At 31.8% G+C, this 20,828-nt stretch carries 20 protein-coding genes; 9 read left to right on the plus strand and 11 right to left on the minus strand.

Features of this window, described 5'->3' with window-relative positions; all coding sequences use genetic code 11:
• Positions 1 to 261: 261 nt before the first annotated feature.
• From Q0820_RS15960 to Q0820_RS15970, 3 genes are all read left to right on the plus strand, one after another.
• Positions 262 to 570: a T9SS type A sorting domain-containing protein gene (locus Q0820_RS15960; protein ID WP_298489135.1), complete on the plus strand. Its 309-nt coding sequence runs from the start codon at positions 262 to 264 to the stop codon at positions 568 to 570.
• Between the two features lie 247 nt (positions 571 to 817).
• Entirely contained in the window at positions 818 to 1,141 is a 324-nt protein-coding gene (locus tag Q0820_RS15965) for a T9SS type A sorting domain-containing protein (RefSeq protein ID WP_298489137.1), read from the plus strand.
• Positions 1,142 to 1,213: 72 nt separating this feature from the next.
• A complete protein-coding gene (locus Q0820_RS15970; protein WP_298489139.1) occupies positions 1,214 to 2,194 on the plus strand; it encodes an acyl transferase in 981 nt (326 codons plus the stop codon).
• A gap of 1 nt (position 2,195) precedes the next feature.
• On the opposite strand, the gene Q0820_RS15975 is transcribed toward Q0820_RS15970, so the two are convergent.
• Together Q0820_RS15975 and tyrS are read right to left on the minus strand one after the other, a co-directional pair.
• Positions 2,196 to 2,636, minus strand: a complete 441-nt coding sequence (locus Q0820_RS15975) for a hypothetical protein (RefSeq protein ID WP_298489141.1) — start codon at positions 2,634 to 2,636, stop codon at positions 2,196 to 2,198.
• A 41-nt stretch (positions 2,637 to 2,677) separates the two neighbouring features.
• The gene (gene tyrS, locus Q0820_RS15980) at positions 2,678 to 3,973 is read right to left on the minus strand and encodes a tyrosine--tRNA ligase (RefSeq protein WP_298489143.1); all 1,296 of its coding nucleotides are present in this window, start codon (positions 3,971 to 3,973) and stop codon (positions 2,678 to 2,680) included.
• A gap of 162 nt (positions 3,974 to 4,135) precedes the next feature.
• Here tyrS and Q0820_RS15985 point away from each other — a divergent pair, with 162 nt between their 5' ends.
• Positions 4,136 to 5,140, plus strand: a complete 1,005-nt coding sequence (locus Q0820_RS15985; RefSeq protein WP_298489145.1) for an SDR family oxidoreductase — start codon at positions 4,136 to 4,138, stop codon at positions 5,138 to 5,140.
• A gap of 13 nt (positions 5,141 to 5,153) precedes the next feature.
• Here Q0820_RS15985 and Q0820_RS15990 read toward each other — a convergent pair whose 3' ends face one another.
• From Q0820_RS15990 to Q0820_RS16000, 3 genes are read right to left on the minus strand one after another with little or no spacing between them, the layout of a single operon-like run.
• Positions 5,154 to 5,552 (minus strand): DUF4296 domain-containing protein, encoded by a 399-nt coding sequence (locus Q0820_RS15990; RefSeq protein ID WP_298489147.1) that lies wholly within the window; start codon positions 5,550 to 5,552, stop codon positions 5,154 to 5,156.
• Positions 5,553 to 5,554: 2 nt separating this feature from the next.
• On the minus strand, positions 5,555 to 6,889 hold the full coding sequence (locus Q0820_RS15995; RefSeq protein WP_298489149.1) for a dihydroorotase: 1,335 nt from the start codon (positions 6,887 to 6,889) through the stop codon (positions 5,555 to 5,557).
• Positions 6,890 to 6,891: 2 nt separating this feature from the next.
• On the minus strand, positions 6,892 to 7,620 hold the full coding sequence (locus Q0820_RS16000) for a polyprenol monophosphomannose synthase (RefSeq protein WP_298489151.1): 729 nt from the start codon (positions 7,618 to 7,620) through the stop codon (positions 6,892 to 6,894).
• Between the two features lie 132 nt (positions 7,621 to 7,752).
• On the opposite strand from Q0820_RS16000, the gene Q0820_RS16005 reads away from it, so the two are divergent.
• From Q0820_RS16005 to Q0820_RS16015, 3 genes are read left to right on the plus strand one after another with little or no spacing between them, the layout of a single operon-like run.
• Positions 7,753 to 9,420 carry a glycosyltransferase family 39 protein gene (locus Q0820_RS16005; RefSeq protein ID WP_298489153.1) on the plus strand — a complete coding sequence of 556 codons (1,668 nt, stop codon included), beginning with the start codon at positions 7,753 to 7,755 and terminating at the stop codon, positions 9,418 to 9,420.
• Positions 9,420 to 10,070, plus strand: a complete 651-nt coding sequence (locus Q0820_RS16010) for a DUF4271 domain-containing protein (RefSeq protein ID WP_298489155.1) — start codon at positions 9,420 to 9,422, stop codon at positions 10,068 to 10,070. The genes Q0820_RS16005 and Q0820_RS16010 overlap by 1 nt, the downstream gene beginning before the upstream one ends.
• A 13-nt stretch (positions 10,071 to 10,083) precedes the next feature.
• Positions 10,084 to 10,830, plus strand: a complete 747-nt coding sequence (locus Q0820_RS16015) for a uroporphyrinogen-III synthase (RefSeq protein WP_298489157.1) — start codon at positions 10,084 to 10,086, stop codon at positions 10,828 to 10,830.
• 85 nt (positions 10,831 to 10,915) lie between these two features.
• Here the strand turns inward: Q0820_RS16015 and pckA are convergent, their stop codons facing one another.
• Together pckA and Q0820_RS16025 are read right to left on the minus strand one after the other, a co-directional pair.
• On the minus strand, positions 10,916 to 12,532 hold the full coding sequence (gene pckA, locus Q0820_RS16020) for a phosphoenolpyruvate carboxykinase (ATP) (protein ID WP_298489159.1): 1,617 nt from the start codon (positions 12,530 to 12,532) through the stop codon (positions 10,916 to 10,918).
• 76 nt (positions 12,533 to 12,608) lie between these two features.
• Complete coding sequence (locus Q0820_RS16025; RefSeq protein WP_298489161.1) at positions 12,609 to 12,986, minus strand: DUF423 domain-containing protein; 378 nt, start codon at positions 12,984 to 12,986, stop codon at positions 12,609 to 12,611.
• Between the two features lie 82 nt (positions 12,987 to 13,068).
• On the opposite strand from Q0820_RS16025, the gene Q0820_RS16030 reads away from it, so the two are divergent.
• The gene (locus Q0820_RS16030) at positions 13,069 to 14,427 is read left to right on the plus strand and encodes a saccharopine dehydrogenase family protein (RefSeq protein WP_298489162.1); all 1,359 of its coding nucleotides are present in this window, start codon (positions 13,069 to 13,071) and stop codon (positions 14,425 to 14,427) included.
• A gap of 61 nt (positions 14,428 to 14,488) precedes the next feature.
• Positions 14,489 to 14,959: an Lrp/AsnC ligand binding domain-containing protein gene (locus Q0820_RS16035; protein WP_298489164.1), complete on the plus strand. Its 471-nt coding sequence runs from the start codon at positions 14,489 to 14,491 to the stop codon at positions 14,957 to 14,959.
• Between the two features lie 48 nt (positions 14,960 to 15,007).
• Here the strand turns inward: Q0820_RS16035 and Q0820_RS16040 are convergent, their stop codons facing one another.
• The 4 genes from Q0820_RS16040 to Q0820_RS16055 all read right to left on the minus strand — a co-directional run bounded on the left by Q0820_RS16040 (position 15,008) and on the right by Q0820_RS16055 (position 20,793).
• Entirely contained in the window at positions 15,008 to 15,706 is a 699-nt protein-coding gene (locus Q0820_RS16040; RefSeq protein WP_298489166.1) for a zinc metallopeptidase, read from the minus strand.
• Positions 15,707 to 15,857: 151 nt separating this feature from the next.
• Positions 15,858 to 16,958: an alanine dehydrogenase gene (gene ald / locus Q0820_RS16045; protein ID WP_298489167.1), complete on the minus strand. Its 1,101-nt coding sequence runs from the start codon at positions 16,956 to 16,958 to the stop codon at positions 15,858 to 15,860.
• Between the two features lie 440 nt (positions 16,959 to 17,398).
• The gene (locus tag Q0820_RS16050) at positions 17,399 to 17,653 is read right to left on the minus strand and encodes a SemiSWEET family sugar transporter (protein WP_298489170.1); all 255 of its coding nucleotides are present in this window, start codon (positions 17,651 to 17,653) and stop codon (positions 17,399 to 17,401) included.
• Positions 17,654 to 17,712: 59 nt separating this feature from the next.
• Positions 17,713 to 20,793: a class I tRNA ligase family protein gene (locus Q0820_RS16055; RefSeq protein ID WP_298489172.1), complete on the minus strand. Its 3,081-nt coding sequence runs from the start codon at positions 20,791 to 20,793 to the stop codon at positions 17,713 to 17,715.
• Between the last annotated feature and the right edge of the window lie 35 nt (positions 20,794 to 20,828).

Genomic DNA, 20,828 nt, shown 5'->3' on the forward strand with positions numbered 1-20,828 from the left:
CGATGCTAGCATCGTTGAACTTTAAGTAATAAATTTAATCCTTTAATAATCTGTATCGGTTATTTAGGACTGGACAAAAGTATTTAACTTAATGAAAGAAATGCTTTTCAAACTCAGAAAAGGTGGACTTTATGTCATTTTTTGTGCATTTCATCGATCATTTTGCATTTCATCGATCTTTTAACAATATCTGCTCTTACAAAATTTATACAGGCATAAGAATTTATATATTTGTGGTACACTGTTTGTATACCATTACTTATGAAGCACTTTTACCTACTAATTTTCTTTTTATTCTTTTCTTTTAGCTATGCACAAAGCGCTAATAGCAAAGGAGAAATTAATGGGTTTAAATTATATCCTAACCCTGTTACAAACAGTAAAGTTTTTATTAGTACTTCTGAAAATGGCCCAAAGAAAATATTAATTTTTGATGTCTTTGGTTCTCAAATTCTTAAAACCACCATATTAGGAAAAGAGCTAGGGCTAAATAATATAGATGCAGGGGTTTATGTTCTACGCGTTTATGAAAAAGATAAAGTTGCTACTAGAAAACTTATTATTAAGTAAATAACCTCGGGGCAAGCCCGCGAGGCATTAGAAGGAAAATTAGTATTGATTTCGACGCAAGCGTCGGAGCATTTAAATCTCGATTATCGAGTAACAAAGCTTATTTTACTTTCGTTGTTTTACCAACTTTATCGATGAAATACACTTCATAATTCATTGACATACAATTTATTGTAATTCACAACATTTTAGAATTTTACATAAAACTATAACATACCTTTACAGTATTGATCCCAAATCAATACTTATGAAAAAAATCTACTTGCTCCTACTAATAGTAGTTACCTACACTGTATCTGCACAAGAAGATAAAAATTCTTTTAATTACACTAGCAGTGAAATTGCAGAATTTAAGTTGTACCCTAATCCGGTATCTAACGGATTGGTTTATATTACTACAAAAAATAATTACGAAAAAGAAGTTATAATTTATGACGTCTTTGGTGAAATTGTTTTAACAAATAGGATTAATAATAAAAACTTAGATGTGTCTAGATTAGTTTCTGGAGTATATGTGGTTACTGTTATTGAAAACGAAAAATCTACTAGTAGAAAATTGGTGGTTAAATAAATATATTTAGACTACATACTAACTTATATATAAATTACCTCTTGACATTTTTGGCTATTTTTGCAATCGCGAATGATAGACATAAAAGACATCTTTACCATAAATTCTAAAGCAGACTTTAATGCTTTAACACTACAAGTTTTTAAACATCAATTTAAAACAAATTTGGTGTACCAAGAATTTTGTAATCATTTAGGAAAAGATAGTTCCAATGTGTCCCAAATCCAAGATATTCCTTTTATTCCTATAGATTTTTTTAAATCTAAAACAATACTTTCTGGAAAAGAAAAAGCAAGTACAATATTTACGAGTAGTGGTACTACTGGATCTATTACCAGTAAACATTATGTTACAAACACCAAACTATATGAAGAAAGCTATTTAAAAGCTTTTAAGCATTTTTATGGCTCTGTAAAGGATTATTGTGTTTTAGCATTATTACCTTCTTATTTAGAGCGTAAAGGCTCTTCTTTAATTTATATGGTAGACGATTTGATAAAAAAAAGTGAACACCCAAAAAGTGGCTTTTTTTTAAATAATACGGATACTTTACTAGAAACTTTAAAAACACTACAAAATACCAAAACAAAAATACTTTTAATAGGGGTTTCTTTTGCTTTATTAGACTTGGTTGAAGCCAACCAATTACATATAAAAAACACTGTTGTAATGGAAACTGGTGGAATGAAAGGTAGACGTAAAGAAATGATTAGAGAAGAACTACATGAAACTTTAAAAAAAGGTTTTGGGCTTTCTAAAATTCATTCTGAATATGGTATGACGGAGCTCTTGTCTCAAGGGTATTCTAAAGGCGATGGTATTTTTAATTGCCCACCCTGGATGAAAATACTAACCAGAGACACGGAAGACCCATTAACATTACAAGACTATGGAAAAACTGGTGGTGTTAATGTAATAGATTTAGCCAATATAAACTCTTGTTCTTTTATTGCAACTCAAGACCTTGGTAAGGTCTATGAAAATGGTAGTTTTGAAATTTTAGGGCGTTTTGACCATTCAGATATTAGAGGTTGCAATTTAATGGTGCTTTAATTTACTTTTTTAGCTGTTTATATTCTAAGCTTGGACCATCACAAGCATCCCAGCTACCTCTTAAAACATCTCCTTTTTTATAAAAAAGTTGTTCTTTATTGTTGCTTGTACAGCCAGCTACAAGTTCTGTTCCTTTAGAATAAGTAAGTTCTAAATACTCTTGAGTATCAAAATTTTCTCTTGTGTAAGTTCCAGAAGATTCTTTTACCTCACCTGCTATATCTTTAGATTTAATAAAAGTAGCATTAGAATTAAAAATATAGTATTCTTGCCACTCCATATCCTCCCCTGTAGTTTCTATACCTTTACTACTAGATATCATTTTTACAAGCTCCCATTTTTCAGAATTAACATCTAAAGTAGGTTCCTTTACCTCATCCTTAGAGCTACAAGAAATAGCTAATACCATTAATAAAACACAATGTAAAACTATAGCTCTCATAACTATTTATTTTAAGATGTCTGTACCTTTATATAGTTACTTTAATTTACAACTAACACAAAATAGTTCTTTTTACCACGTTGTAACAAAACAAACTTTTCATTAATTAAATCTACCTTTGTAATCTTAAAGTCTTCTTTTACTTTTTCTTTGTTTACAGAGATAGAGTTCTGTTTTAATTCTCTACGTGCTTCCCCATTAGACCCTAAAAATCCTGTTTTTGCAGCTAATGCACCAATCATATCTAAGCCTTCCTCTATTTCAGATGCAGAAATTTCTGCTTGTGGCACTCCTTCAAAAACATCTAAAAAAGTTTTTTCATCCAACTTTTTTAAATCCTCAGAAGTAGATTTTCCAAATAATATTGCACTTGCTTGCAACGCATTATCTAAGTCTTCTTTAGAGTGTACCGCTACCGTAATTTCTTCGGCTAATCTTTTTTGTAATAAACGCATATGTGGCGCTTCTTGGTGTTCTTTTACCAAAGCTTCTATCTCTTCTCTAGAAATAAAAGTGAATATTTTTATATATTTCTCTGCATCTGCATCCGAAGTATTTAACCAATATTGATAAAATTTATAAGGTGACGTTCTATTTGCATCTAACCAAACGTTACCACCTTCGGTTTTTCCAAACTTAGTACCGTCTGCTTTTGTAATTAATGGGCATGTTAATGCATAACCTTTACCACCACCTATTCTTCTTATAAGTTCTGTTCCTGTAGTAATATTTCCCCATTGGTCGCTACCGCCCATTTGTAGGGTACAATTATGTTCTCTAAAAAGGTGTAAAAAATCATAGCCTTGCACCATTTGGTAGGTAAACTCTGTAAATGACATTCCTTCTTTAGCTTCGGAAGAAAGACGCTTTTTTACAGAATCTTTTGCCATCATATAATTTACCGTAATATGCTTACCCACATCACGAATAAATTCTAGGAATGAAAAATCTTTCATCCAATCATAATTATTTACAAGAACAGCAGCATTTTTAGCATCACTCTTAAAATCTAAAAAACGAGATAATTGTTCTTGTAATCCTGCTTGGTTATGACGCAACGTTTTTTCATCTAATAAATTACGTTCTGCAGATTTTCCAGAAGGATCCCCAATCATACCTGTAGCACCACCAATTAAAGCATACGGTTTATGGCCTGCTAATTGAAAGTGTTTTAACATCATTACTCCTACTAAATGACCAATATGTAAAGAATCAGCAGTTGGATCAATTCCTACATAAGCAGATTGCATTCCAGATAATAAATGTTCTTCTGTTCCTGGCATTGCATCATGCAACATTCCACGCCATTTTAACTCTTCTACAAAATTGGTAGCCATTATAATTCTATTTTCAATAAGTAAGATGCAAATATAAAAGTTATTAATACATTCTCCCATCTACATAGCTAATCTTATTACTGCTAGATTCTAAAAAAATCTATTTCTAAAAATTATAAATAACATTATGCGAACTCTCCTTGCTTTTGCTACATTTGAAGTATGATTCTTGTTACTGGTGGTACTGGTTTAGTGGGCTCGCATCTTCTTCTGCAATTGGTACAGAACAAAGAACGTATTAGAGCAATTTATAGAGAAGGTAGCAATCTAAAACGTGTTGCTACTATTTTTTCTTATTATGTTGAAAACCCTCAAGAGTTATTTGATAAAATAGAATGGGTAAAAGCAGATTTATTAGATATACCGGCTCTAGAAGCTGCCTTTTTAGATATTGAATATGTTTACCATGCTGCTGCATTTATTTCTTTTAACCCCAAAAAATACCATCAATTAAAAAAAGTTAATGTCCTAGGAACCGCTAATATTGTAAACCTTTGTATTGCGCATAGCATTAAAAAATTAGCGTATGTTAGCACCATTGGCACCATTGGCAGAAGCCTTAAAAACCAAAAAGCAACTGAAGAAAATGAATGGAAAGAAGACCATACCAATGTATATGCTTTAACAAAATACAAAGCAGAGATGGAGGTATGGCGAGCATCTCAAGAAAATGTTCCTGTTGTTATTATAAATCCTGGGGTAATTATTGGCCCTGGTTTTTGGGAAAGTGGTAGTGGAGCCTTTTTTACAACTGCAAACAAAGGTTATTCTTATTATCCTCCTGGGGGAACAGGTTTTATATCTGTTATGGATGTTGTTAAAATTCTTGAGCAATTAATGATTCTCCCAATACAAAATGAACGCTTTATTACAGTATCTAACAATCTAAGTTTTAAAGAAATTCTAAGTTTTATTGCCACTAATTTAGATAGAAATATCCCCAAAAAAGAACTTAAAATTTGGCAACTGCAACTTGGACGTTATGTAGATTGGCTTATTTGTTTATTAACTAAAAAAGAAAGACGCATTACAAAAAACTCTATTTTTTCTTTAAAAAACAGAGAAATATATTCTAGCGAAAAAATATTAAAAAGAATGCCTTTTAAGTTTGAAAACATTAAAAAAACCATAGATTTTTGTTCCTCTCTTTATAAGAAAGAACGTTAATTATTGGTCTTTTTTAACTATCCTTTTTCTTTTTTAATGCCTGTTTTTCAATCCTCTTTAAACTATCCTTTTCTTTTTTTAGATTTTGCAACCTTACTTTATCAATATTAAGTAAGGTATCTACCTCTTTATATATAGACTCATACTCTAAAGGTATTGCTGCGTAATACTTATCGCTTAAAACAAATTGAGCACTATCTATCTTAAATTTATTAAAAACATAGGTTGTAGGGTCTATTTTATTATCCCTTAACAAATCTATATTCGTGTTTTTTGAAGCATTAATAATGGCCATTTCTTTAAGAATCATAACCATTTTATCTCTAGGAATAAGATTTTCCGGTTTTTCTACTAGTTTTTCATTACATGCAAAAAAAGTAACTAGTAAAATAAAAGCTCCAATTTTTTTCATGTTTACCTATTAAAAGTTAGCCTTTTTCCGTTTCGCTTATCCGAAAATTTTCCGTTTTCATAAGCCAAATGTCCATTAACGAAAGTATGTGTAATTTTAGAGTTAAAGGTTTGCTCTTCAAAAGGAGACCAACCACATTTATACGCAATATTTTCTTTAGTTACTTTCCAAGCATCATTTGTATTTACAACAACTAAATCTGCAAAATAGCCTTCTTTTACAAATCCCCTTTTTTCTATTTCAAATAAAATAGCTGGGTTATGGCACATTTTCTGCGCTATTTTTTCTAAAGAAATAACACCCTCTTTATATTTTTGTAAGAGTGCAGGTAGCGCATGTTGTACCAAAGGCCCTCCGGAAGGTGCTTTTGTATACACATTCTTTTTTTCTTCTAAAGTATGTGGTGCATGATCTGTTGCAATAACATCTATACGATCATCTAAAAGTGCTTTCCACAATGCATCTCTATCTGTAGCTTTTTTTACTGCCGGATTCCATTTTATAAAGGTTCCTTTGGTTGCATAATCTTCTTCTGAAAACCATAAATGATGCACACAAACCTCTGCAGTAATTTTTTTCTGTTCTAAAGGAATATCATTTTGAAACAAATCCATCTCCTTAGCAGTAGTTAAATGAAAAACATGAAACCTTGCTCCTGTTTTCTTAGCAAGTGCTATTGCTTTAGATGATGAAATGTAGCAAGCCTCTGCACTTCTAATTTCTGGATGGCACTTAATAGGAATGTCATCTCCATACTTGGCTTTATATGTATCCATGTTTTCTCTTATAGTAGTTTCATCTTCACAATGAGCAGAAATTACCATTTGCGTACTATTAAAAATACTTTCTATTACTTGCTCATTGTCTACTAACATGTTTCCAGTAGAGGAACCTAAAAATAACTTTACACCAGAACATGCATTTTTATCTAAACGCTTTATTTCTTCTAAATTATCATTTGTACCACCAAACAAAAAAGAATAATTAGCATAAGAAACCTCTTTTGCCAATGCAAATTTAGCTTCTAATTTTTCTATAGTAGTTGTTTGCGGATTAGTATTAGGCTGCTCCATATACGTAGTAATACCACCAGCTACGGCAGCCCTACTCTCCGATGCTATATCTCCTTTATGTGTTAGTCCTGGCTCACGAAAATGTACTTGATCATCTATTACTCCAGGAAAAACATAATTACCTTCTACATCTATAATTTTAGCAGTAGCATCACTAATATTCTTTTCTATTTTTAGAATTATGTCATCCTGTATTAAAATGTCATTTTCAGAAATAGTATTTTCATTAACTATTTTTGCATTCTTAATAATAATTTTACCCATACTTAAAACTTATTTTTTTGAAAAAGACTTCTTAGTTTCATAACTAAAACACCCCAAATAGCTTCTTTTATAATTGACCCACTCATTTTAGATTTTCCTCGTACACGATCCCTAAAAACGATAGAAACTTCTTCTATACTATAATTCTGTACATAAGCTCTAAACTTCATTTCTATTTGAAAAGCGTACCCAATAAAACGAACTGAATCTAAGTTTACATTCTCTAAAACATACCTTCTATAACATACAAAACCCGCTGTAGGATCATGTACCCGCATCCCTGTCACCATTTTTACATAAAAAGAAGCTCCATAGGATAATAAAACCCTATATAAAGGCCAGTCTACTACATTTACTCCTTTTTTGTATCTAGAACCAACAGATACATCTGCGCCATTTAAACAAGCCCTATGCAATCTTATTAAGTCCGACGGTGTATGAGAAAAATCGGCATCCATTTCAAAAATGTAATCGTACTTTTTTTCTATTGCCCATTTAAATCCATGGATATATGCAGTACCTAATCCAGATTTCTCTTTCCTAACTTCTATAAAAAGACGATCTGGAAATTTTTTCTGTAATGCATATACAGCTTCAGGAGTACCATCTGGTGAGTTATCATCTACAATTAAAACATGATAATCTTTCTTTAACTCAAAAACAGCATGAATTATAGCCTCAACATTTTCTATTTCGTTATATGTTGGGATTATTACTAAACTATCGGACATGGAATTCTTTTGAATTTTAACAAAAATAGTGTTTTAATGTCTCTAGAAAAATGAGATTTTAGTATTTATACTTTTTTTAAATAGAAACATAAGAAGTAGAATTCGTAATTTTGGCTTAAATTAATTTTTAAAATGCTAAAAAAGCTTCCTAAATTACTAGTTATTTTATTAGCTAGCCTTCTTATTTTAAACTTATTACAGGCATATTTTACGGAGCTTATTTATGACGAAGCTTATTATTGGCACTATGCACAAGATATGGCTTGGGGTTACTTTGATCACCCTCCAATGGTAGCTTTTCTTATTAAAATTAGTAGTTTTTTCTTTGATGGTGAGCTTGGGGTTCGTTTTATGAGTTGTATTCTCTCTATTGGTTCTATAATTATATTATGGCTTTTAATAGATAACCCTAAAAAAAGAGAGCATATACTTCCTTTTTTCACCTTTGCCTTTTCCCTAACACTATTAAACGCATATGGTTTTTTTACATTACCAGATACGCCACTTGTATTTTTTACTTGTGTTTTTCTTTTAGTTTACAAACACTTTATAAAAAATCCTAACTACTACAAAGCCATGATTTTAGGGGTTATTATTGCCGCTTTAATGTATAGTAAATACCATGCTTTCTTGGTTATTTTCTTTATAATTTTATCTAATTTAAAATTAGCTTTAAATAAATACGCATGGATTGCCGTAGGTATAGCTTTAGTATGTTACACACCACATTTTATATGGCTATATGAACACGAATTTGTTTCTATAAAATATCATTTGTATGAACGCCCAAATGGCGCTTATAATTTTGAAAAATATACTGTTGGCTTCTTCATTAATTTAGTAGCCGTATTGGGCTTTACTTTCCCGTGGGTATACAAAGCCTTGTATAAAACCAAAGCAACAGACCTTTTTATAAAGGCTTTACTATACCTAACTTATGGCTTTATTATATTTTTCTTTATTTCTAGTTTTAATAGAAGAATACAAACCCAATGGGTTATAATAATATCTATACCATTATTTATACTAGCATATAATTATATGCTAACTAACAAAAATGCATTAAAATGGATTTATAGAACAGCTATCATAAATACCATTGTTTTAGTTATTCTAAGAATAGGTTTAATTTACAAGCCACTTTTTCCTATCTATTATGAAACTCATGGAAATAAGTTATGGGTTAACAACTTACATTCTCAAATAGGCGATACTCCTGTAGTTTTTGAAAATTCTTACAGAACCACGCCTATGTATGCTTTTTACACTGGAGGTAATACCTATTCTTTAAATAATATATATTATCGACAAAACCAATACACTATTGATAAGACAGAAGAAACGGTTCAAAACAAGAAAGTACTTTACGTTACTAATTACCATAAAAAAGGGGACATAAAATACAAGCGCATAGATGGTACCTTTTTGTACGGTAATTTTATCGAAAATTTTGAATCTTATAGAAAACTTAAGTGCAGTATAAAAGAAGACATAGAAACACTTAATACTACCAAAGAATACACCCTACAAGTATACAACCCATATGATAAAGCAGTACCTCTTAAAAAATTAAAATTTTCTGTAGTATACTTAGATAAATACAAAAAAGTAAAAGATTTAATTTCTATTACACCAACTACATTAAAAGAAAATATTTTAACTTTAAATGCCAAAGACACTACCAACTTTAAGATAAAACTACCTAAATCTAAAATGGAAAAGCCAAGTTACTTTAAAATAAGTATCTCAGAAAATGGTTTTATTCCTGGATTAAATGGCTCAAATATAAAATTACACTAATGGAGCCTATTTTTAGAACAACTGGAACTTTAGACTGGATTACTATTCTACTTTTTAGTAGTTTACTATTTATTATTATAGCTAAAAGTCTGTTTTATACTAGATTTTTAAATTATATAATTCTTCCTTTTAATAACAAATACATTTTCATGTATAATAAAAAGGAAAAATTAATGAACTGGTTTAATGTCTTTTTTACATTATTTCAAATTATAAATTTTTCACTTTTTTTGTTTTTTGCATGGTGTATTATATCGCAACCGCATCCGGACCAAAAAATATTTGGCTATTTTATAATACTAGGAACAGTAGTATTATTTCAAATTATAAAATTTATCTTACAAATTGGAAATGGCTTTATATTTAGTAATATTAAACTCTTTTCTGAATTAGTTTTTAAGAAAATTTCTTACTTAAATTATAGCGCAATACTTATGTTTATTGCTAACATAATCCTTTGTTATATTCTAAAAGAATCTAAAACAGTAGTATATATAACTGTAGTTTTAATACTAATAATTAATGGTATTGGCTGGATTACAGTACTAAAGAACCATCAAAAATTTATTACCCACAATTTTTTCTATTTTATTTTGTACCTTTGCGCACTCGAAATTGCACCCTTCGTGATTATGGGAAGCCTACTATAAAATAGTATAATGTATGAAAGTAAAAACGATTTTGGTATCTCAGCCAGAACCAAAAATGGAAAACTCTCCATATTCTAGACTTATCGACAAAGAAAAGGTTAAAGTTGACTTTAGACCTTTTATTCATGTAGAAGGAGTAAACGCCAAAAATGTACGTCAACAAAAAATAGACTTACACAAGTATTCTGCTATTATTCTTACAAGTAGAAATGCTGTAGATCATTTTTTTAGAATTGCAGAAGAAATGCGTTTTAAAGTACCAGACAGCATGAAATATTTTTGCCAGTCTGAAGCTGTTGCTTATTATTTGCAAAAATATGTAGTTTATAGAAAACGTAAAATATATGTAGGTAAAAGAAATTTTGATGAATTAGTTACTTTATTTAAAAAATATAAAGACGAGAAATTTTTATTACCATCGTCAGACGTTTTAAAGCCTATTGTTCCTGAAACATTAGATAAACTAGGTATACAGTGGACACGTGGTATATTTTATAAGACTGTAATTAGTGATTTATCAGATTTAAGAAATGTTTACTATGACATTCTGGTCTTTTTTAGTCCGTCTGGAATAGAGTCTTTATTACAGAATTTTCCTGACTTTGAGCAAAATGAAACGCGTATAGCTGTTTTTGGTAATTCTACCGTAACTGCTGCTAACGGCGCTGGTTTACGTATAGACATTAAAGCACCAACACCAGATACACCGTCTATGACAATGGCATTGCAGAAGTATATTAATGATGTTAATAAAAAATAAATTAGTTCCTATTTTATTTTTTAGGAAACTGGAAACTATAAATAACAAAAAAACCCTGAGAAAATTCTCAGGGTTTTTTACTTTTCTAAAATGCATATCGTTGTGGTCCACCACGCCTTATCTCTTCACTTGCATAAGATTCAAACTTTTCAAAATTCTTTCTAAATGCATTAGATAATTTAAATGCCGTTTTATAATATTTATCATCATCATTCCATGTAGTTCTTGGGCTTAACACTTCTGTTGGGACCCCAGGACAAAACCTTGGTTGTGCCACCCCAAAAACAGAATGTATATGGTACGTATCATACGAATAGGAACCTAAATCTCCATTTAGAGCAGCATGTATCATAGCACGTGTATATTTTAATTTCATACGTGTACCAACACCGTAAGGACCTCCTGTCCAACCTGTATTTACTAACCAAACATTTACTCCAGCATCTTTCATTTTTTTACTTAACATCTCTGCATATTCTGTAGGGTGCAATGGCATGAATGGCGCTCCAAAACAAGCCGAAAAAGATGGTTGTGGTTCTACAACGCCAGCCTCTGTACCTGCTACTTTAGCAGTATAACCAGAAATAAAATGATATGCAGCTTGGTTAGGTGTAAGTTTAGATATTGGAGGTAAAACTCCAAACGCATCTGCTGTTAAAAAGAAAATGTTTTTAGGATTATGTCCAATAGAAGGTTGCCTTACATTTTCTATATGATATAATGGGTAACTAACTCTAGTATTTTGTGTAATACTAATATCAGAGAAATCTACTTCTCCTTCATCGTCCATTATAACATTCTCTAGAATTGCTCCTTTTTTTATAGCTCCAAAAATCTCTGGTTCATTTTCGCCAGATAGGTTAATTACTTTAGCATAGCAACCTCCTTCAAAATTAAAAACTGCATTTTCATTATTCCAACCATGCTCATCGTCTCCAATTAATTTTCTAGTAGGATCTGTAGATAATGTTGTTTTGCCTGTTCCAGATAAACCAAAGAATATAGCAGTATCGCCGTCTTTTCCAACATTAGAAGAGCAATGCATTGGTAACGTATTTTTTTGTACAGGTAAAATAAAATTTAATGCAGAAAAAATTCCTTTTTTAATTTCTCCAGTATATCCTGTTCCTCCAATTAAAGCTATTTTTTTTGTAAAATTTAAAATAGCAAAATTATGCTGTCTTGTTCCATCTACATTTGCTACTGCCATAAAACCAGGCGCATTAATAACAGTCCACTCAGGGTCAAAATTCTTAAGCTCTTCAGAGGTAGGTCTAATAAACATATTATATGCAAACATGTTAGACCACGGGTACTCATTAATAACCCTTATATTCATTCTATAATTAATATCTGCACAAGCATAACAATCACGAACATAAAGCTCTTTTTCATTTAAATAGGAAATAACTTTATCATGTAATTTATCAAAAGCATCTGGTTCAAATGGGATGTTTATATCTCCCCACCAAATTTTATCTTTTGTAATAGCATCCTTTACAATAAAACGATCTTTTGGAGACCTTCCTGTAAACTCGCCAGTATTAATTGCCAAAGCTCCGCTAGAAGCTTCTACTCCTAATCCTTTCTCTAAAGTAATGGCATGTAATTCATCCGCAGAAAGTTGATAGTTAAAATTGTCATGATTGATTCCATATTTTTTCAACGAAATCGTTTTCGTAAACTGCCTAATTTTATCCATGTAAATTTTAATTTAGGGTACAAACATATATAAATTTTACGCCCTCCCCAATATAAAAGCTAATTAATTAGACAAATTACTTAAATGTTCGATAGCCTAATACTACCCATCCCAAAATTAAAATTGTACCGCCAATAGGGGTTAAAAGGGCAATAGTTTTAAAATTAAAACCTGTAAGGCTATTTGTAGCTAGTAAATAAATAGAAAAAGAGAAAAAAATAATTCCTACAGTTAATAGATAATAAACTAGCTTTTTTCTTTCTTCTTTAATCTGAGAACTAGTGCTCAAAAATAATAACAGTAAAGCATGATACATTTGATAACGAACCCCTGTCTCAAAACTTTGTAAACTATCTACACTTAATACTTTTTCTAAAGCATGTGCTCCAAAGGCTCCTAATATAACAGCAAGAACTCCTAATAGAATCCCAGTACCAAAAATTGTTTTGTTCATAACTTATTTTATTGTTATTTTCACATTTGTAACAATTATATATTATAATATTTGTCTACTTAGACACAAAAGTACAAAAACCATGTTGCGAAAAATACTTATTGTAGGTGCTGGTAAATCTACATCCTACTTAATAAACTACTTTTTAGAAAAATCCGAATCCGAAAAATTACATATTACCATTGGGGACATTAACCCTAAAGCAATTTCTGAAAAATTCGCTACGCATGCTGCTTGTACTATTTTAAAGTTAGATGTTTTTAATGATGAGGAAAGGCAAAAAGCTATTAACAATAGTACTATAGTTGTGTCCATGCTACCTGCACGTTTTCATATACTAGTTGCTCAAGATTGCATTACCTATTCTAAACACTTAATTACTGCATCTTATGTAAGTGACGAAATAAAGTCCTTAGATAAACAAGCCAAAGAAAAAGGCCTTGTTTTTATGAATGAAATTGGCTTAGACCCAGGTATAGATCATATGAGTGCTATGCAATTGTTAGACTCTATTAGGAATAAAGGTGGCAAAATTTTACTTTTTGAATCTTTTACAGGTGGCTTAGTAGCCGCAGAAAGTGATACTAATTTATGGAACTATAAATTTACTTGGAACCCTAGAAATGTTGTACTAGCAGGACAAGGCGGTGCAGCACAATTTATTCAAGAAGGAACGTATAAATATATTCCCTATCAAAAATTATTTAGAAGAACAGAATTTTTTAATATTCCTGGATACGGACAGTTTGAAGGATATGCCAATAGAGATTCTTTAAACTATAGAGAAGCATATGGTTTACATGATGTATTAACATTATATAGAGGAACATTACGTAAAGTAGGCTTTTCTAAAGCTTGGGATATCTTTGTACAACTGGGAATGACAGATGATAGTTATACCATTGAAAATTCTTTAGGTATGCGCTATAGAGAATTTGTAAATTTATTTTTACCATACTCCCCAACAGACTCTGTAGAACTAAAATTACGTCATTATTTAAATATTGATCAAGATGATATTATTTGGAGTAAGCTTATTGAATTAGACTTATTTAATGCCAACAAAAAAATAGCTCTTGAAAATGCAACTCCTGCCCAAATACTACAAGAAATATTAGAAGCAAGTTGGTCTTTAAATGAAGACGATAAAGATATGATTATCATGTATCATAAAATTGGATATGAGCAAGATGGTAAAAAATATCAAATTGATGCAAATATGGTGGTAATAGGGGAAAATAGAACTTATACTGCCATGGCAAAAACTGTTGGATTGCCAGCTGCTATAGCAACCTTATTAGTTTTAAATGAAAAAATAACCACTCCAGGAGTTCAAATACCGCTTACCAAAGAGGTGTATACTCCTATTTTAAAAGAATTAGAAAACTACGGAATATTATTTACAGAACAACAAGTTCCTTACGTTGGCTACAATGTATAAAGCCAAAAGTTATTATGTGTTAGCTTTTCTTTACTTTTACTAGATATTTGAAACTACTTTTATGAAATCTACTGATAAAAATGTTAAAATAGATGGAATAGACAAGAAAATTCTAAGATTTTTAATGTCTGATGCAAGAAAACCTGTCTTAGAAATTGCAAGAAGCATAGGCATTTCTGGTGCTGCTATTCATCAACGTTTACGAAAATTAGAGTCCTCAGGACTTTTAGCCGGTTCTAAATTTATTATAAACCCAAAAGTAATGGGCTATACCACTATGGCTTATATTGGTATTTACTTAGATAAAGCAATGAGCAACCCTATTGCTGTAAAACAGCTAGAGAAAATTCCAGAAGTTTTAGAATGCCATTACACTACAGGAAACTGGTCTATCTTAATTAAGATACTTTGCAGAGATAATGAACATTTAATGAATGTATTAAACAAAGATATACAGCAAATAGAAGGTGTCTCTAGAACAGAAACATTTATCTCATTAAATCAACAAATAGACAGACAAATTACCATATAAAAAAGCCTCCAAACTGGAGGCTCATATTTTTTATTACATCAAGCTTTATTAATCTCTACTTGCTACTCGCATAGCAAAATATAACAAAGTTGCCAACGCTCCAATAGCTGCAACTAAATAGGTTCTAGCTGCCCATTTAAGTGCATCCTCTGCTCCAGCATATTCTTCTTGACTTACCATATTTTTATTCTTTAACCAGGCCAACGCACGGTTACTAGCATCATACTCTACAGGAAGGGTTACAAAGCTAAATAATGTTCCTATTCCATATAATGCAACACCAACCCATGCTATAGTACCCCCAATAGCTGTAGTACTCATAAGAGCCATTCCTCCAAAAATTACCCACATAGAAAATCTAGAAGTAATATTTAAAACTGGAACTAATTTAGAGCGCATTTGTAACCAACTATAAGCTGTTGCATGTTGTACAGCATGCCCAACTTCATGTGCTGCTACAGCAGCCGCAGATGCATTACGTTGTGCATACACTCCTTCACTTAAATTAACTGTTTTATTTGCTGGGTTATAGTGATCTGTTAACATCCCTGGAGTAGAAATAACTTTTACGTCTGTAATACCGTGATCAGCAAGCATTTTTTCTGCAATTTCTGCACCGCTTAAACCATTACGTAAATATACTTGAGAATACTTTTTAAATTTACTTTTAAGACGGTTACTAACAAACATACTAAAAAGCCCAAAAGCTCCAGCAATTATTATATAACCTATATCAAATCCAAACATAACTTTCTATTTTTAATTTTAAATAAATATACTAAAGAATTATTCTTACAAACAAATTCTTTTAGTAATAGAAAGCAAAAACCCCGCCAATATTCCTGAATTAGCCAAAAAGGAAAATTGACGAGGTCTCTAAAACTAACTTAATCTTAATTTATACCATAGAAGATTGCCAACCAAAGGCTTCTATAATTTCTTTATATACTACTCCTCCATTTACAATATTTAGCCCTTTTTGTAGCGCTGCATTTTTAGAACTAGCCACTTCCCAGCCATCTTTTGCTAATGCTAAAACATAAGGCAAAGTAACATTGGTAAGGGCCATTGTAGAGGTATATGGCACTGCTCCTGGCATATTTGCTACAGTATAATGCACAACGTCTTCTATTATATAAGTAGGGTCTTCATGAGTTGTAGGCCTTGTAGTTTCTACACACCCGCCTTGATCCACTGCAACATCTACAATTACAGTTCCTGGATGCATTTCTTTTAACATATCTCTAGTTATTAGATTTGGCGCCTTAGCTCCTTTAAGCAAAACTCCTCCAATAATTAAGTCATGTGTTTTTATATGTTTTCTTATATTAAATTCATTAGAAAATTCCGTTACAACATGTGGCGGCATTACATCATTTACATAACGCAAACGTTTCATGTCTATATCTAAAATAGTGACATGCGCTCCTAAACCTGCTGCCATTTTAGCAGCTTGTATACCTACTACACCTGCTCCAAGTACCAAAACTTTGCCAGGTGCCACTCCGGGAACACCTCCTAAAAGTACTCCTTTACCCTTTACAGGTTTTTCTAAATATTTTGCTCCTTGTTGTATTGCCATTCTACCAGCAACCTCAGACATTGGTGTTAATAATGGTAAGGTACCATCTTCATCCTCTACTGTTTCATAAGCAATACAAATGGCCTTACTTTTTATCATAGCCTTAGTTAAGGCTTCACTAGATGCAAAATGAAAATAGGTAAATATAATTTGTCCCTCTTGTACCAATGTATATTCTTCCTCTATAGGTTCTTTTACTTTTACTATCATTTCACTCATAGCATAAACCTGACCTATAGTATCTAAAATAATAGCACCAACTTGTTGGTAATCTTCGTTCGTAAAACCACTTCCTATTCCAGCATTAGATTGTACATAAACTGTATGGTTAGAACGAACAAGCTCAAAAACCCCTGCTGGAGTCATTCCTACACGACTCTCATTATTCTTAATTTCCTTTGGGACACCAACTATCATTTGTTACGATTTTAGTAATACTGAAGCAAATTTGTGATAAACTTTTGAAATAAAAAAATTTTTACAACAAAATATTAGGGGTCAAAGACAAAATATATCAAATATGAAATAACAACCCCCTAATTTTTTAGGGTCAAAAATAAAAATAATATTATTTTATGAAAAAATATTGTCAATTTATAGGGGTGATGCAAAAATAAGTAAGAAATTATAATAAATGAATTGTCGAATGAGAATACTATAAAAAGGGAGTAAAAAAGTTAAAAAAGAAGAAAAAACGGAGCGCTTTTTTTATGAAAAAAGGAATAGCACACTTGAAAAAGCAAAAGTACAAGTTGTTTTTATTCAATAATGAGAGTTTAAATACTCTGAAACTTGTCTTAAATTTTAGAAGTTATCTTTTTAACTAGAATCCGTGGTCTTGGCTCGAAACTTTTTTTCTATTTGTATTTAAACTTTAATACAATAACAATTAGCACCAATACTAAAGTTACTGTATTGGCAATTACCATAGATATACTATTAATATAATACCCATAAATTAACCAAAGTATTATGCCTATTAAAAAAGCAATGTACATGGTTAATGATATATCTTTAGTAGATTTTTCTTTCCAAGCTTTATATACTTGAGGAAAAAAAGAGGAAGTAGTAAACACTGCTGCTACTAACCCTAAAATTTCTATATTTTTCATAGTCTATATTATTTAGAGTAGTAGAACCCTCTCCTAAAAAAGGAGAGGAATCCTTTTTTTTATCCTACTATATTCACAATTTTACCAGGAACTATTATCACCTTCTTAGGGGTCCTTCCTTGTAATTGCTGTTGTGTTTTTTCATGTGCCATTACCACTTCTTCAATCTGGTCTTTACTCATATCTAGCGGTAATTCTAATTTAAAACGCATTTTACCATTAAAAGAAATTGGATACTCTTTACTGCTTTCTACTAAATGACTAGCATCAAAAGTTGGGAAAGGCGCGGTAGAGATAGACGCTGTATTCCCTAACTGGCTCCATAATTCTTCTGCAATATGTGGCGCATAAGGGGATACCAAAATAGCCAAGGCTTCTAATACAGATTTACTAGTACACTTTTGCGTAGAAAGTTCATTAACACAAATCATAAAAGTAGATACCGAGGTATTGAAAGAGAAATTAGCAATATCTTCTTCTACCTTTTTAATGGTTTTATGCAAGGTTTTAAGGTTGTCTTTAGTTGGCTCCGTATCCGTAAACTTTGCGCCGTTATCATCAAAATACAAACGCCATAATTTTTTTAAGAAACTGTGTGTTCCGGTAATACCTGCCGTATTCCAAGGTTTAGATTGCTCCAATGGCCCTAAAAACATCTCGTACAAACGTAAAGAATCTGCACCGTATTCTGCACAAATTTCATCTGGGTTTACCACATTGTATTTGGACTTAGACATTTTTTCTACCTCGCGACCAACGATAAAAGAACCTCTCCATTTATCCTCTGGAAAAGATTTTGAATCATATACATTTCCATCTTCTAAAATAAACACAGCATTTTTATATTCTTCTCGCCAATTTTTAAATGCTTCAATATCTAATTGGTCTGTAACACTAACCAAAGAAACATCTGCATGAATTGGGTTTAAATGTTGAAACTTTAAGTATACTTGATCCTCACTTATTTCAAATTTATTTAAAACATAATCAGACCATTCCTTAGCAATTTGATTATTAAATAATGAATTATTTAATATTTTTTCTAAATCCCCGTATTCTTTATCCACATAAGATTTAGGTACAAATAAACTTCCTATTTTGCTTGTTAGATTCTTTTCAAATTCAGAAAACAATCTTATATCATCATCATTCATATCTGAATCATGCTCAGGATTAAATGCAGATTCAATACTAAATTCAACCCTATAAACAAAAGCACTCGTCCCCGTAATCATCCCCTGATTAATAAGTTTTTTTGCAAACTCATCTTTAGGAACAAAACCTCTATCGAACATAAATTTTTGCCAAAAACGGCTGTATAACAAATGGCCTGTTGCATGCTCGCTACCACCAATATATAAATCTACATCTTGCCAATAATTCATGGCTTCTTTAGAGAAAATTTCATTGTTGTTCGTAGGATCCATATACCTATTAAAGTATTGGGAACTTCCTGCCCAACCTGGCATGGTATTCAACTCCAACGGCCACACCGTGGCATTATTTATTTCACTGTTATGCACTACTTTATTCTCTTTAGTACACCAAGCCCATACCTCAGCATTCCCTAATGGTGGCTCACCGGTTTCTGTTGGTAAATACTTTTCTACTTCTGGTAATGCAATTGGTAAATGCTCCGCTGCTATCATCTGCGGCATACCATCTACATAATATACAGGGAATGGTTCTCCCCAATAACGCTGTCTGCTAAAAACAGCATCGCGCAGCCTATAATTTATTTTTCCCTCACCTTGCCCCAATTTCTCTAACTCATAAATCGCCAATTTCATGGCTTTCTTATATGGTAATCCGTTTAAGAAATCGGAATTTGCAATCACGGTTTTACTCTTATCTGCAAAAGCCTCTTCCGAAATATCTACGCCTTCAAAAATATTAGGGATTGGAATATTAAAATGTTTTGCAAAATCATAATCGCGCTGATCCCCACAAGGAACAGACATTACAGCTCCTGTACCATACCCAGCCAACACATAATCTCCTATCCAAATAGGAATAGGTTCTTTGGAAAACGGGTGTTCTGCATACGCACCTGTAAAAGCACCAGAAATGGTTTTAACATCGGCCATACGATCACGCTCGGATCGTTTTGCTGTCGCTTCAATATAAGCTTCTACCTCCGCTTTTTGTTCTGGTGTGGTTATTTGCAATACCAACTCATGTTCTGGAGCCAAAGTCATAAAACTAACGCCAAAAATAGTATCGGGTCTAGTGGTAAATACCTCTATAACCGCATTATGATCATTCACTTTAAAAGTTGCCGAAGCACCTTGACTCCTTCCTATCCAATTGGTTTGTGAATCTTTTAAAGGCTGTGGCCAATCTATCTTTTCTAAACCATCTAATAAACGCTGTGCATATGCAGAAATACGCATACTCCACTGTGTCATTTTTTTACGAACTACAGGATGACCTCCACGCTCAGATACGCCGTTTACAATCTCATCATTAGCTAAAACCGTTCCTAATGCTGGGCACCAGTTAACTTCAGTTTCCGCCAAATAGGTTAATCTATATTGTAATAAAATCTCTTGTTGTTTTTTACTATCAAAAGACTTCCATTCCTCACTACTAAAAATCGCTATATCTTCATCACAAACGGCATTAATACTAGCATTTCCTTCTTTTTCAAAAACGGCAACTAAGCTAGAAATATCTTCTGCCTTATCGGTATCTTTATTATACCAAGAATTAAATATTTGAATAAAAATCCACTGTGTCCATTTATAGTATTTTGGATCCGATGTTCTTACCTCACGACTCCAATCAAAAGAGAAACCAATTTGATCTAACTGCCTTCTATAGGTTGTAATATTTTCGGCTGTAGTTATTGCCGGGTGCTGCCCAGTTTGTATAGCATATTGTTCTGCTGGAAGTCCAAAAGAATCGTACCCCTGCGGATGCATTACATTAAAACCTTTATGCCTTTTGTAACGTGCATAAATATCACTGGCAATATACCCTAACGGATGTCCAACATGCAACCCTGCTCCAGAAGGATACGGAAACATATCTAGAACATAGAATTTTTCTTTGTCCGAATTGTTTTCTGCTTTAAATGTTTGGTTTTCTGCCCAATATTTTTGCCACTTGGCTTCAATTTCATTGAAATTGTACTGCATAATAGGATTACTTTTATTCCCGGCAAAAATAAGTT

This window comes from uncultured Maribacter sp. (genome assembly GCF_947495965.1).
In the GTDB taxonomy this organism is placed as follows: Bacteria; Bacteroidota; Bacteroidia; order Flavobacteriales; family Flavobacteriaceae; genus Maribacter_B.

What these genes read in the sequence shown, in the direction of transcription:
- Q0820_RS15960 (WP_298489135.1), top strand. Translation starts at nt 262, where the DNA reads ATGAAGCACTTTTACCTACTAATTTTCTTTTTATTCTTTTCTTTTAGC.
- Q0820_RS15965 (WP_298489137.1), top strand. Translation starts at nt 818, where the DNA reads ATGAAAAAAATCTACTTGCTCCTACTAATAGTAGTTACCTACACTGTA.
- Q0820_RS15970 (WP_298489139.1), top strand. Translation starts at nt 1,214, where the DNA reads ATGATAGACATAAAAGACATCTTTACCATAAATTCTAAAGCAGACTTT.
- Q0820_RS15975 (WP_298489141.1), bottom strand. Translation starts at nt 2,636, where the DNA reads ATGAGAGCTATAGTTTTACATTGTGTTTTATTAATGGTATTAGCTATT.
- tyrS (WP_298489143.1), bottom strand. Translation starts at nt 3,973, where the DNA reads ATGGCTACCAATTTTGTAGAAGAGTTAAAATGGCGTGGAATGTTGCAT.
- Q0820_RS15985 (WP_298489145.1), top strand. Translation starts at nt 4,136, where the DNA reads ATGATTCTTGTTACTGGTGGTACTGGTTTAGTGGGCTCGCATCTTCTT.
- Q0820_RS15990 (WP_298489147.1), bottom strand. Translation starts at nt 5,552, where the DNA reads ATGAAAAAAATTGGAGCTTTTATTTTACTAGTTACTTTTTTTGCATGT.
- Q0820_RS15995 (WP_298489149.1), bottom strand. Translation starts at nt 6,889, where the DNA reads ATGGGTAAAATTATTATTAAGAATGCAAAAATAGTTAATGAAAATACT.
- Q0820_RS16000 (WP_298489151.1), bottom strand. Translation starts at nt 7,620, where the DNA reads ATGTCCGATAGTTTAGTAATAATCCCAACATATAACGAAATAGAAAAT.
- Q0820_RS16005 (WP_298489153.1), top strand. Translation starts at nt 7,753, where the DNA reads ATGCTAAAAAAGCTTCCTAAATTACTAGTTATTTTATTAGCTAGCCTT.
- Q0820_RS16010 (WP_298489155.1), top strand. Translation starts at nt 9,420, where the DNA reads ATGGAGCCTATTTTTAGAACAACTGGAACTTTAGACTGGATTACTATT.
- Q0820_RS16015 (WP_298489157.1), top strand. Translation starts at nt 10,084, where the DNA reads ATGAAAGTAAAAACGATTTTGGTATCTCAGCCAGAACCAAAAATGGAA.
- pckA (WP_298489159.1), bottom strand. Translation starts at nt 12,532, where the DNA reads ATGGATAAAATTAGGCAGTTTACGAAAACGATTTCGTTGAAAAAATAT.
- Q0820_RS16025 (WP_298489161.1), bottom strand. Translation starts at nt 12,986, where the DNA reads ATGAACAAAACAATTTTTGGTACTGGGATTCTATTAGGAGTTCTTGCT.
- Q0820_RS16030 (WP_298489162.1), top strand. Translation starts at nt 13,069, where the DNA reads ATGTTGCGAAAAATACTTATTGTAGGTGCTGGTAAATCTACATCCTAC.
- Q0820_RS16035 (WP_298489164.1), top strand. Translation starts at nt 14,489, where the DNA reads ATGAAATCTACTGATAAAAATGTTAAAATAGATGGAATAGACAAGAAA.
- Q0820_RS16040 (WP_298489166.1), bottom strand. Translation starts at nt 15,706, where the DNA reads ATGTTTGGATTTGATATAGGTTATATAATAATTGCTGGAGCTTTTGGG.
- ald (WP_298489167.1), bottom strand. Translation starts at nt 16,958, where the DNA reads ATGATAGTTGGTGTCCCAAAGGAAATTAAGAATAATGAGAGTCGTGTA.
- Q0820_RS16050 (WP_298489170.1), bottom strand. Translation starts at nt 17,653, where the DNA reads ATGAAAAATATAGAAATTTTAGGGTTAGTAGCAGCAGTGTTTACTACT.
- Q0820_RS16055 (WP_298489172.1), bottom strand. Translation starts at nt 20,793, where the DNA reads ATGCAGTACAATTTCAATGAAATTGAAGCCAAGTGGCAAAAATATTGG.